This window comes from Streptococcus sp. 27098_8_113, assembly GCF_041432545.1.
Classification (GTDB): Bacteria; Bacillota; Bacilli; order Lactobacillales; family Streptococcaceae; genus Streptococcus.
This window is the reverse complement of record NZ_JAPVZU010000017.1, coordinates 26738-39893: the sequence shown is the minus strand read 5'-3', so window position 1 is coordinate 39893 and position 13156 is coordinate 26738. Positions and strand designations below refer to the sequence as shown.

The window sequence follows — 13156 nt, the reverse complement described above, 5'->3', positions numbered from 1 at the left end:
TTAGCATCGCCAGCTTTCACTGTCTTCGCTGCGACATTCGCCTTATCTGCCACAAATCCAGTTACAACTGGTGTAGCTTCTTGGGCCAATTCTTTCGTAGCTGGTGTCCATGCTGTGAAGGTCTTTTCACCAGTTACAGCATTTATTTTACCAGTACGTGTGAAGGTTGCTTCTTGAGTGACAGGAGCTTTCAGAGCTGGACGACCCGCTGTTTGACCATCTGCGTATTGATACTTGATGGTACGTGTAACCTTGCTGTTCAAATCAGCTGGATTCGTATTGTCATCCAAGCGTGGTGTTACAACAACTGTCCAAGTTTGGTCTTTTGTCTTATCGTTATCGAACTTCTGACCATTTGGTTGAGTGAAACCGTCGCTCACAAGCTTGTAACCTGCTTGTTGAAGTTGAGTGAGACGATTTACAGTTGAGTAAGCTACTGGTTCACCTGACTTACCAGCAACAGAATCTGTATAAAGAGTCTTAACTGGAACGCCATTCTTACCATCTGTTACGTACTTGATAGAACCACGTTGTTCATCCAAGTTGTAGTTGACAACTTCAACTGAATCTCCAGTAGTAGGGTCAACAGTTACACCTGGAACTTTTGGTTTATCTGGGCTATAGCCTGTAATAGCAGGAGTGTTTACTTCTGGAAGGTTAGCATTTGGTTTATCCCAAGCACCAGGAGTTTCCACACCTGTTACCTTGTTAACAGAAACTGGACGAGTGAATGATGTTGTTTGAGTAACTGTCTTAGGAAGCGCTGGGCGTCCTGCTGTTACACCGTCACCATATTGGTATTGGATAGTTCGAGTAACATCTTTCTTCTCTTGTTTTGTTTCAATAACTGGAGTAACGACAACTTTCCAAACTTGGTCTTTTGTCTTATCGTTATCAAACTTCTGACCACTTGGTTGAGTGAAGCCATCACTTACAAGTTTGTAACCTGCTTGTTGAAGTTGAGCGATACGGCTAGCAGTTGAATAAACAACATCTTCACCTGATTTACCTGTAACACCGTCTGTATAAAGAGTCTTAGCTGGAACACCGTTTTGTCCATCTGTTACATACTCAATGATACCGCGTTGATCATCTTGGCTGTAGCTTACTACTTCATCTTCGTTAGGAGATGTAGGAGTAACAGTTGAGGCTGGAACACTTGGTTTGTCTGGAGTGAAACCAGTAACTGCTGGAGAATCAACTTTTGGAAGTTCTTCACTTGGCTTGTTCCATTGTCCAGGAGTTTCAACACCTGTCACCTTGTTCACAGAAACTGGGCGAGTAAATGTTGTTGTTTGAGTAACTGGACGAGGAAGTGCTGGACGACCTGCGGTCACTCCATCCTTGTATTGGTAACGAACGTTACGAGTAACATCTTTTGTTTCTTGTTTTGTCTCAATACGTGGAGTAAGAACAACTTCCCATGTTTGATCTACATTGTTATTACTGTCAAATCTTTGACCGCCAGCTTTAGTAAAGCCGTCGCTAACAAGATCATAACCCAACTGTTTAAATTCGTTGATTTTCGCAGTTGTTGTATAGTTTACAGGTGTATCTGACTTACCAGTTACGTTGTCTGTGTGAAGGGTCTTAGCTGGAACACCATTTTTACCATCTGTACGGTAAACGATGCTTCCCTTTTGATCTGCAGCTGAATAGCTTACAATTTCACGCCAACTTGGATCTGTTGGAGCAACAGAGGCTGAATTTACACGTGGTTTGTTTGGTGTAAAGCCTGCTACTTCTGGGCTATCAACCGCAGCAACATTTTGACGGCTAGGTGTCCAGTTGCCGTATGTCTTCTTACCAGTTACTGGATCTTCTGATACTTGACGAGTAAATTGAACTGTTTGTTCAACTGGTTGTGGAAGAGCTGGACGATTTCTAGTCACACCATCTTCATATTCGTAAGCGATTGTACGAGTAACGTCTTTTGTTTCTGTTGTTACTTTTGGATTATTCTTACGGTATGAAACAATTTCACGCCAGCTTGGATCTGTTGGTGAAACAGTAGCTGAATTTACACGAGTTTTATTTGGTGTAAAGCCTTGAATCGCTGGTGTATCAACCGCATCTACAGTTCGAGTGCTTGGAGTCCAGTTGCCGTATGTCTTCTTACCAGTTCTTGCATCTTCTGACACTTGTCGTGTGAATCGTACATTTTGTTGTACTTCACGTGGAAGGGCTGGACGACCTGAAGTCACACCATCTTCATATTCGTAAACAATTGTACGAGTAACATCTTTGGTTTCAGTTGTTACTTTTGGAGCATTCTTGTCGTAGTAAACCGTTACATCACTTGGAGTAGAATTTGGATTTACTGTAACTCCTGGAACAGTCGCTGTATCTGGAGTATATCCTGGGACATCTAGAGAATCGACAGGTGCAAAATTCTTAGATGCAGGACTCCATGGACCTGGTCTACCACCTGTCACAGTCCGAGTGAACTCAGCTGTTTGAGTGTAAGCTGGCGGAAGTGTCGGTCCTGTCACACCTGGTTTATATTTATAATAAATAGTACGAGAGACTGTCTTCTTTTCTGTCTTCGTATCAGTTGCACCTCTACGGTAAACGTAGGTTACTGTACCGTTGGTACCCCAGTCAGCCAGAGTTCCTGAAGGTGGCAAGCTACCTCTCTTCATTCCAATGAAACCATAGCCAGGAATCGTCTTCTGTTCAGTGGTATAAGGCTTAGCCTTGAAGGCACCTTGTGGATAAGTTACTGAGCCTTCAGCGATTTCTCGACCTTGCTCATCTTCATAACGTACGTCAACAGAGGCACTTTGATAGAAGTCGAAGCGTTTGATTTGGAACTGTTGCAAGTTCTTGTAGTTACCAGTCGTCGCCGTAACCACCATGGACATCAGTTGTTCTGGAGTAGAAACTTTCTTCTTCCATTGCTTAATCCCAAGATTACTTTCGTAAGAGACAGTTAATTCCTTGGTTACACCGTCATACTGGATAGCAAATCTGTGGAAACGACCATCCAAGTCACTTGAGTCTAGACGTTGAGCACTACCAGCATCTGTCTCAGCCCACCAGCGGTCATACTCACCACCAGTGAAGATACCTCCACCACGAACTTTTTTATGAGTAGTATTTACCCAGGCACCGAATTGTCCCAGACGAGGGTCTTCCGCCCAACCATATTGGAATGAGTCCGTATTGCTAGTATCAAAACGGTTCCCTTTCGGTGGTGTGTGGACGTTCCAGAAAGTATCCAGCTTGAAACCATTCGCGTTACGCAAACCACCAATACCAAGGTTACCACCATCGGCACCTAGGTCTGTTGTATTCCCTGTATGGAAGGCAAAACCAATACCATCGGCACCATAGCGTTCCTGAGTCTTATCACCAAGGTTAACTCCACCAGTCAGCTTGAAGCTTTGGTTCATATTGATCTTACTCTTCAGACTGAAGTTACCTGTCTTAGAGGTTTCATCTGGAGTAAGGGTCACGATACCATCGTATGAATTATAGGTAGCTGAACCATTCAATCTGAAGTAGTCAAGGAAGTTTTCTTTTGTTACAGTTGTCTTCCCTGTTTGTGGGTCAAACGAACGGAAGCCACTTTCTCCTGATTTACGGAAATCAGCGTAACCTTTATTTACTTCGCTTTGAGCAGCTGCTAATGTTGAATTAGCTTCGCTTTTGGCTACTGCATTTGCTGCTTGGCTAGCTGTTGCCAAACTAGCTGCTTGGCTAGCTGCCTTTTCAACTGATACCTTAGCAGGTTCTACAGCAGCAGTTGATTCTGTAGCTGCTTCAGATGAAACCGCAGTTGACTCTGCAGTAGCTGAAGTAGCTGGGCTAACTCGAGCCTCAGACTGAGTTGCAGCGGTTGATTGGCTAGTCGCTACTGAAGCTTTAGACACTTGTGAAGTAGCTTCTTTTAAAGCTGCTTCACTTTTTGAAGTAACTTCTGATTTAACAGTTTTTTCTTCCACTTTGCTTAATAGGTCTTCAGCAGAGGTAGAAGATGCTGTAGATGCTGCACTTGAAACTGCGTTGCTTTCAGCAACAGTTGCTACAGTAGAATTCTTTTCTATGGCCGACTCGGAGTCAGAATCATTCGCTCCCGAATCTTCTCCTGAATCTGGCACAGAGGTCGTTTTCTCCGTAGAGGTGCTTGAAGAATCCGTCTTAGCTAACGTATCGGCTGAAACGACATTCCCCCCAAAGAACATGAAAGCTGCGACTGCTACAGAAGCCACGCCCACATTAAACTTACGGACTGAGTATCGAAGTCGTTTCTCAGCACTCGCACGGTTTAATCTGCGTCTCGCATTTTTATCCATGAACATCTCTCCTTTTTAAAATATAGTTCAACCACCTATTACTCAACACCTTAACGCCTGAGCAGCAAAGTATTTTATAACATATGATTGGTGGTTCTAATGTCAAAATTTAGACATTAAACCATACCAATAATTATACCGCTTTTTTCCTATTATATCAAGGATTTTACCATCTAATTTTTTTCTGTAACAAAAGTGTAATAACATATTACAGGGATAGCAAAAAGGCTTTAACCACGCCGTTTCAAAAGGATGAGAACAACAAAAAATGATCTTGATAATTTGATGTTCAAAATAAAATAAAAGAGCCCCTGCAGGGCTCTATTCAACAAAAATCGGTCATAAAATCCGACACTTGAGATAGAAAACCTGTTTAGGACTCTCTTTATTTTTATTGAAACTCTGCTTCGACTCGGTAAATAACCTGACCCTTGCTAGAGAATCTTTGCTCATATTCGGTTAGGACATTGCCTTCAAAGTCACTGGCATGAAGATCCAGCCAAACACCTTTGAGAACCATACCATACTGCGAAAAGCTGACCAAACTGTACTCAAACAAGCCACGATTGTCCGTCTTGAAGTGGATTTCACCTTTTTCTGGTAAAATTTGCTTGAAGGTATCCAAGAAAGACTTATAGGTCAAGCGACGTTTTTCATGCCGTTTCTTAGGCCATGGATCAGAGAAATTCAAGTAAAGTCGGTCAATTTCTCCGTCTGCAAAATAGTTGGTCAATTCCGAACCATCCACCCAAAGTAGCTTGATATTGGGTACACCAACTTCCAAAACCTTATCCAAGGCGTAACTGAGGACAGACTTCTGAATGTCAATCCCGATGTAATTGATGTCTGGATTAGCCTTGGCCATCCCTGTGATGAAAGCTCCTTTACCGCTTCCAACTTCAACATGGATCGGATGGTCGTTTCCAAAAATTTCTCGCCACTTTCCCTTGGCATCAGCCGGATTTAGAACCACATAGTGGGGGTTCGCTTCTAATAGTTCAGTCGCCCCCTTACGATTTCTTACTCTCATCTTATCTTTCCATACTTAGAACGGAAGTTGCGTAAGGCGTAAATCTCCCGGTTCACATTTTCTAAATCATTGTTTTCGTAATATTTAGCAATCTGCATCAGATAAGAGTATTGACCAAACCAATACAGTTTTTTGATAACCTTGTCATTGTACTTATAACCGTAGTAGGTCAACCACTCCTGCCAATTGGTATCTGGGATATAGTGACTCAATATATGAGCAACATCCAACATTCTGTCCGTCAAGCGAACCGAATCCCAATCCACCAAATAAATCAAGCCACTGTCCGTCTGAAACCAGTTGCTATGTCGTACATCACCGTGGACAATCGTTGCATAGTCTTCACGAAAAGCAGGTACCGTTTGCCGCAAATCCCGAATAATAGATTGCAGGTACTGATTGTTCCTCAAAACGACTGGTGCTTGATTAAGCCAGCTATTGATTAGATCGATTGGCGTTTCTAAAATATAACCCAATTTGGCTAACTGAGTCATCAGAGGCTTCGACCGATGCAAACGCGTTAAAATATTGATCACTTGCTTTTTAGACATATCATTAGGCGTTAAAATAGCGCCTGAAAGCCATTCTTGGCCACTCATGACATTGCCATCTGGCAAGCGTCGACTCCACAGAAGTTGCGGAGCAATTTGTTCTCTGGCTAAGCCTGCCAGAATCGGGGTCGTATTCATCTTGACGAAAACTCGCCCCCCGTCTGGATAAGTTCCCATATAGGCCTTTCCGCTCTTACCAGCTATTGGTGTCAGGGCTAGCTCGTTATCAACCAAGACCATGATTCCCCTCCTTAAAAAGTTTCCTTACTATTTTACTAATTTTCATTCTTTTAGTCAACCAATCTTTTCAGCTTATAAGGCAAATAGATGAGATACAAGAAAATCGTCGCCCCAAGCATTGCTAACACCGCCATCTTATCTTGGAAAAAGAGTACTGCCACTAGCGTTTCAAAAAGCAAAACACTATGTCCAACCCCTGTGATGACCTGTCTTGCGCCCTTGATTTTAGACTTGCTATCCAGCGGGAATAGCTGGGTTAGATACTGATAATCAAGAGCTTCATACAAGGCCAACAACTGAAAGAGCAAAAGATAGTTAAAAAGGACGACAAAACCTGCAGCAATCCAAGACTGGCTGACGAAGACAATCGTCAAGAGGGCTAAAAGTAGGAGACGCAAGGTCAGAGGGAATAAATCGCCATTGCGAAGATAGGAGCGTAAAAACATATTTTGCCAAGTCTTAGCATGGGTCTTAGGCAAAAACCTTGTCAACCCGTCCAAGTAAGCCCTTCTTTTGACACTATTAGAAATGCCTTTCACATTTGTAAAGAGGGCGAAGAAACGAAGAACTTTCTGCTTACGACCTTCCTCAGCTGCGATTGCATATTGCCAATTGAGACGGTCAGACAAGAAAAAGCGACGCCCCTTGAGCTGAAAGACCAGCCATTTTAGCAATAACATAAGGAGACAGTATAGCCCAAAGCCCCAGAATGGCAAACCTAGAGCCAAAAACAGGGGCGCTAGCAAGATCAGCAACAAGGTTTGCAGCAGGCCAAAGAGAATATACGAACGTTGGATTTGTCCCTTGACAAACTCAATGACTGCCTGCTCCTGCACTAGCAAAAAGAGCATATCCGGCTTTTCCAGGTAGGTTGCGATATTCCCAAAAGGAAGAATGAGCACAGAGAATAAGACTAATCCGGCTACGATCGGCCAAGACTGACTAGGGAGATTCCGCAGCAATTGATTGTACTGAACTGCCAGAAAACCTAGAAAAATCAATAAAAACAGGACAAAGTGATCATTGAGAACATAGCGCAGATACTTCAGACACCGCTGACGGAAATCCTGCTTGCGTTTAGCAAATACTTCTTTCATAGCGCAGCCTCTTCCGTCAAGGCAAGATAGATGTCATTGAGACTAGCTTCCAGCATCTGAAATTGTCCTCGCAACTCAGCTAGATTGCCCTTAGCGCGCACCTGCCCTTTATGCAAAATCACAAAGCTATCACACATCTTCTCAGCCGAGTCCAGAACGTGGGTACTCATAAGGATGGACTTCCCTTTTTTCTTTTCCTCATCCAAGAGCTGGATAAGGTCTGCAATAGCTACAGGATCCAGTCCCAAAAAGGGCTCATCCACAATAAAAAGACTAGGATCTACCACGAAAGCACAGATAATCATGACCTTCTGCTTCATCCCCTTAGAGAAATGCACTGGAAACCAGTCCAACTTATCCTTGAGTCGGAAGATAGTTAAGAGGCGCTCCACGCGCTCAAAAGCGACTTCCTGCTCTATATCGTAAGCCATGGCCACCGTTTCAATATGCTCACGCAGGGTCAGTTCCTCGTAAAGACTCGGTGTCTCTGGGATAAAACCAATCTTCTTACGGTAGGCACTAGGATTTTCTCGCAGCTGCAAACCATCAATCCGAATTTCTCCCTTGTAAGGCGTCAATAAACCGATAATTTCATTGATGGTGGTGGATTTACCAGCACCATTGAGACCAATCAGCCCAACCAGCTGACCATCGCCCACTTCAAAGTTAATATCTTTCAAAACAGGAATGTTAATATAGCCTCCTGTAAGGCCTTTGATTTCTAACATATTTTCTCCAAATCTGTTATAATAGTTCTTATATTATAACAAAATCCAGCGAATAGAGGTATCATTTATGGCTGATTGTATTTTTTGTAAGATTATCGCAGGGGAAATCCCGTCTTCTAAAGTTTATGAAGATGACCAGGTAGTTGCCTTTCTAGACATTTCTCAGGTCACTCCAGGTCATACTTTGGTCGTTCCAAAGCAGCATTTCAGAAATCTTTTGGAAATGGATGCAGACGGTTCTAGTCAGCTCTTCGCTCGTGTCCCAGACATCGCCCGCAAGGTCATGAAAGCAACAGGCGCCAAGGGCATGAACATCCTTAACAACAACGAAGAAATCGCTGGACAGACGGTCTTTCACACCCATGTCCACCTAGCTCCTCGCTATGAAGAGACAGACGGTCTACAAATCAGCTTTGAAACCCACGAACCAGATTTTCCAGCCTTAGCTCAATTGGCTGAAAAGATTACTCAAGCCTAGGGAGGGACTATGAAATTTTCAAATCTCATGCTTTTCACAGGCGCAGCCTGGGCCAGCTACCATTTGGTCAAAAGTCGGAAGACAATTAACCAAGAAGTCGTCGAAACATCTGATATCCTAGATAAAATCCAGGATAATTTAGCTAACATCCAGCACAATCTCGCCATTATCCAAGAACAGCGAGACAATATCAAGGAAATGGCTCAGGACTTGACTTACAAATACAAGATTTTTGAGAAACAAGCCCAAGCTCAAATCACGCAAATACAGGACATCTGGCAATAGAATTCCCCTCTCATAACAAGAAAAACCATGGACACAGCCATGGTTTTTTTCATATTTGAGAGATAAAAACTTCAATCAAAACTTATCGACTATTCTTCCTTTAGTCCTTTCTCAAGAATTGATCCAAGTAATAGTCAAAGTAAGTTTTGCTTCCTGTGATGACTACTGCACGACCCTCAATACCATAACGCACCTTCTTGGCTTGAGCACCCGTTAAGGTTATTTCAGCTTCCACCTTAAAGAAGTTTCCTTTTTCCGTTTTCGTTGCATTGCTGTCAATGTTTGAAATTTTAGATTTGAGAACAAATTCTTTATTATTTCCATCCATTGCAGTGAAACGCAAAGTCTCACCTTTTTTCAGACTAGCAACATCTTTTGAGGTCACATAGGTTGTGATAACGACCTTTTTTTCCTTGGTCAAAACAGGATACAACTGAGCGAGCAACTTCCCTTCAGGAACTAGATTCGCTCCTGCTGTTTCAGGATTTAGGTGGAGAATACCATCTTCAGTTGCTGTGATCATGCCCTTTTGAGTGATACCACCTTGCACCTTGAGATTGTTTTCAACTTCTAAAATCTTTTGATTCAAGGCCGTCAATTCTTGACCAACTTTAGTCAACTGCTGAGCTTTCAAAGACTCAAGCTGACTATCCAAGCTCCCAGAATAAGCCTGCTGAGCACCAGAGCCCGCATACTGCACTCGATAACCTGCAAGAGCTGATTCAAACTGAGAAATCTGACTATCAATTTGCGAAAGAACCTGACTCTTTAGCTGACCTTGACTATCTGCAGCTGCTTGTGTCTCATAAGCCTGATAGATACTATAGCCGGCATTAGTCGAAGGGACACTTGTCCCATTTTGGATAGCATTTCTAAGAGTCTGATAATCTGATAATTTAGCATTTGTTTCATTGATCAAATTCCCCAGCTCTGCCTGTGAATTACTAGCTGCTGAATTTTGAGAAGCAATGGTCGAATTTTGCTGTTCGGTATTACTACGGATACTCGCAGCTTGGTTCTTATAATCATTAAATGCTTGCTCATAGCCAAAGCGATCCTCTCCTGAAAACTGGCTAGTCCCCGTCTTCAGACTTTCTTGCAGCAGCTCCAACTGACGCTTCTGCTCCTTCAAGCTTTCTACTTGAGAGGAGAAGGTTTCTTTTTGAGTATTTTCACTATCAGACTTATACTGAACTAAAAGATCCCCTTTTTTAACAACCTTGTTTTCCTTCAAATTATTAGTGACAATGGCATTGTTACTGGTTGATTGGATGTTAGCTAGAATCTTGCTAGGTTCAATAGAAGCACCTGAAGTAATAGTGATTTCTTTTTTAGCAAATAGGGAGAATAAGACCACAAAAATCAACAAGAAGAAAGTCGGTAAAATCACGCGCACAGAAAAGCTAGAATATCTACGGTTATAAAATTCGGCACTCTCTAAGTAATGTTCTTCCATCTTCTTTCTCCTTTCTAACTATTCACCAGATGAGCATAGAAGCCATCCTGAGCAACCAACTCTTCATGCGTTCCTTGCTCCACGATTTCACCCTTGTCCAGAACAACCACTTTTTCAGATCGCTCCGCAATGGTCAACCGATGGGCAATGAAAATGATGGTCTTGTCCAACTCCAAGAGGTTATCAATGATCTTTTTCTCTGTCAAGATATCTAGATTGCTGGTCGCCTCATCAAGGATCAAAACAGGAGCATCGGTCAAAAGAGCCCGAGCCAAGGCCAAGCGCTGACGCTGACCACCTGAAATTCCTGAACCATCCGATGTCAATTCTGTTTGGTAATTCAAAGGCATCCGTTCAATATCTTCACGAATTTCCGCAATTTCCAACGCCCGAATGATTTCTTTCTGAGTCGTTCCAGGCTTGGCACCTAGGAGAACATTCTCCAAGATGGTACCATTAAAAACATAAGGCTGTTGCGGCAAGTAATTGATATGACGGCGCAAGACATGCTTATCAATCTGATTGAGGTTGATATTATTAACCAGAATTTCTCCCTCGTTTGGATCGTAAAAGTTCACGATCATCTTGGCAAGAGTCGTCTTTCCAGAACCAGAAATTCCTACAAAGGCCACCTTGCTGCCTCTTTCAATGGTCAAATTAATATCCGACAGAACATTTCGTCCATAGCCATACTTATAGCTGACATTTCTCAACTCAATGTCGCCCTTGGTCATGCTCAAATCACGGATCGCTTTTTTATCCATAAATTCAGAGTCAACCAGATAAACCTCGTTCAAGCGGTTATTGGCCACTTGGGCTGTCTGAAGCTTGGTTTGTAAATTGATAATGTTTTCCAGCGGATTTGTGAAATAAACCAACAAAGTATTATAAGTAATCAACTGCCCCAAGGTCATTTTATTGTCCATAACCAAAAGGGCTCCCATCCAAAGGATTGCAACATTCAGCAAGAGCTGAGCCGTCTTTTTCAAGCCGATTTGGATGTTTTCCATCCGACTATAGGCAAATGATTTCTTCAGATAGTCAACAAATTCTCTATCAATCTTTTGATAGCGGAAATCTTCACTTGTCAAGGATTTGATCGTCTCAATACCATTGATATCTTCGATAATAGAAGAAGACAAAATGGCATTAGATTCCATCGTATCACGATTCATTTTTTCAAATGGCTTCATGAAGGCAAAAATCACGACGATATAAATCGGCAGCGAAAGCAAACTGATAAAGAACAAATAGAAGTTCTGTGAGAACAAAACAACCGCCATGACGACAACGATAGAGACATCCAAAAAGATGGACAGAATGGTGCTGGCCAAAGCATCAATGATACTATTGGCATCGTTGAAGCGCGATACGATTTCCCCTGTCCTTCTCGTCGCAAAAAAAGACATGGGTAGATGAAAGACATGCTTAATATAGGACAAAATCACATCAATCGAAAGGCGTTGGCCCAAAATGAGAAGCAGATAGCTCTGAGCATAAGTTAGGACCTGTTGCAAAATGTAGACGACTATTAGACCGAGAGAAATAATTCCTAAGGTATTCCTCATCTGATTCGGTACGTAAGTATCAATAATCCCCTGCATGTAGTAAGAACCCACGATATTGATAATCGTCACCAGCATCGTTGCAATAACGATATTGGCAATCAGTCCCTTTTGTTTCATTAAAATCGGAACAAAAGACCAGAGACCGTTTTTCTTTTCCTTGTGTGGTCTATATTCTGGCGCTGGGGCGATGAAAATAGAGACACCTGTCCACTCTTGCGCAAACTGTTCCTTAGAAAGTTTGGTCATTTTAACAGCCGGATCTGGATCCGCAATATAAACCGAATGTTTATCGTGCCCAGTCACAACATAATAGTGAAGCAATTTCTTGTCTTTGATAACATGGGCGATAAAAGGATAAACAATGCCCTTCATGTCAAATAAAGACATATCCGCTTTAAAGGCTCGTGTTTCAAAACCTAACTCTTCCGAAACCTTCACTAGCCCAAAAGCAGTTGTTCCTCTTAAAGTTGTCTTGGCCATTTCACGCAAACTAGCCAAAGAATAATAGGAACCATAATAACCATATATCATGGCTAGCGCTGCTACACCACAATCTCTCGCGTCAACTTGAGCCCTATAATGACGCTTTGTAAATCTCATACAAACTCCTTTATTCACAAAAGTGTAAATTTGCTTTTATGGAGAGTGACCCTCGCATAAAAACTCCTAATTAGTAAACATACTATTCAATAAAAACTGCTTGTCAACTTTATTCATAGCGATTCTCTCCAGTAAAAAAACAAGTATAAATTAGGGAGAAGAACTTTCATAACAAGCAAAAAATAGATATCTCTATCATACACTAATGTGGCGTATTTTTCCAATGGTATCAGTCGTTTTACTCTGTATAAGTACAAAATTACTTAAAAAACAGACATAATGTAACTTTTACACTAAAAAACCTCTTGTCCCAATCAAGACGAACAAGAGGCTCTATGTCGAAACACAAAATATTAGTTAAAAACGTCTGGACTTGCAGCACCACCGTTGTTAGCGCCACCACGATTGCTAGAACCAGATCCTGAGCCAATTCTAGCGCGGATACGACCGTATGCACGGATAGCAAGGCCACGTACAGTACGACCAACTTCACGACCGATATCAAATACGGCACGTACAAGGTCACCGCCGACCCATCCACCTTCTACTTCAACCAATTCAGCTTCAGTAAGAGGCATAAATTTTTGATCTAATGATTTAAAATCTTTGTTCATGAAATTCACCTTCTTCTATTTAAAATATTAAATTAGCTGAAAAGTCCTACTAAGAAGCCTGAAACCAATGAGCCACCCAAAATAGCCAATGATACTGTGAAAATGTCAACAGGGATACCATAGAATGCCCATCCACCGTCAATCATCATCATTTCTTCTTCAGTCAACGCAGCAAATTGGTTGTCCATCATAGCAAAGTTTTCCATATGTG

Annotated in this window: 11 protein-coding genes; 2 read left to right on the top strand and 9 right to left on the bottom strand. The window is 42.1% G+C overall.

From position 1 onward, the window contains the following. The 5 genes from O3644_RS09185 to O3644_RS09165 all read right to left on the bottom strand — a co-directional run. Nucleotides 1–4298 (bottom strand): YSIRK-type signal peptide-containing protein (locus O3644_RS09185; protein ID WP_371595542.1); only part of this gene is annotated, 4298 nt, incomplete at its 3' end. Nucleotides 4299–4689: 391 nt separating this feature from the next. Then, on the bottom strand, nt 4690–5328 hold the full coding sequence (gene trmB / locus O3644_RS09180) for a tRNA (guanosine(46)-N7)-methyltransferase TrmB (RefSeq protein ID WP_048765914.1): 639 nt from the start codon (nt 5326–5328) through the stop codon (nt 4690–4692). Further along, nucleotides 5325–6119, bottom strand: a complete 795-nt coding sequence (ccrZ, locus tag O3644_RS09175; RefSeq protein WP_048765911.1) for a cell cycle regulator CcrZ — start codon at nt 6117–6119, stop codon at nt 5325–5327. The genes trmB and ccrZ overlap by 4 nt, the downstream gene beginning before the upstream one ends. A gap of 50 nt (nt 6120–6169) precedes the next feature. After that, nucleotides 6170–7216, bottom strand: a complete 1047-nt coding sequence (locus tag O3644_RS09170) for an ABC transporter permease (RefSeq protein ID WP_048765908.1) — start codon at nt 7214–7216, stop codon at nt 6170–6172. Next, entirely contained in the window at nt 7213–7944 is a 732-nt protein-coding gene (locus O3644_RS09165; protein ID WP_048765905.1) for an ABC transporter ATP-binding protein, read from the bottom strand. Before O3644_RS09165 ends, O3644_RS09170 begins: the two co-directional genes overlap by 4 nt. Before the next feature lie 67 nt (nt 7945–8011). Here O3644_RS09165 and O3644_RS09160 point away from each other — a divergent pair, with 67 nt between their 5' ends. Both O3644_RS09160 and O3644_RS09155 read left to right on the top strand, forming a co-directional pair. Next, nucleotides 8012–8422: an HIT family protein gene (locus O3644_RS09160; protein WP_048765902.1), complete on the top strand. Its 411-nt coding sequence runs from the start codon at nt 8012–8014 to the stop codon at nt 8420–8422. A 9-nt stretch (nt 8423–8431) separates the two neighbouring features. After that, nucleotides 8432–8707, top strand: coding sequence for a hypothetical protein (locus O3644_RS09155; RefSeq protein WP_048765900.1), 276 nt, complete (start codon nt 8432–8434; stop codon nt 8705–8707). A 100-nt stretch (nt 8708–8807) separates the two neighbouring features. Here the strand turns inward: O3644_RS09155 and O3644_RS09150 are convergent, their stop codons facing one another. The 4 genes from O3644_RS09150 to O3644_RS09135 form a co-directional block, all read right to left on the bottom strand. Continuing rightward, nucleotides 8808–10163 carry a bacteriocin secretion accessory protein gene (locus O3644_RS09150; RefSeq protein ID WP_048765898.1) on the bottom strand — a complete coding sequence of 452 codons (1356 nt, stop codon included), beginning with the start codon at nt 10161–10163 and terminating at the stop codon, nt 8808–8810. A 14-nt stretch (nt 10164–10177) separates the two neighbouring features. Then, on the bottom strand, nt 10178–12331 hold the full coding sequence (comA, locus tag O3644_RS09145) for a peptide cleavage/export ABC transporter ComA (protein ID WP_048765893.1): 2154 nt from the start codon (nt 12329–12331) through the stop codon (nt 10178–10180). 353 nt (nt 12332–12684) lie between these two features. Then, entirely contained in the window at nt 12685–12945 is a 261-nt protein-coding gene (locus tag O3644_RS09140; protein WP_048765891.1) for a hypothetical protein, read from the bottom strand. Nucleotides 12946–12977: 32 nt separating this feature from the next. Next, complete coding sequence (locus O3644_RS09135; protein ID WP_005592399.1) at nt 12978–13151, bottom strand: Blp family class II bacteriocin; 174 nt, start codon at nt 13149–13151, stop codon at nt 12978–12980. Between the last annotated feature and the right edge of the window lie 5 nt (nt 13152–13156).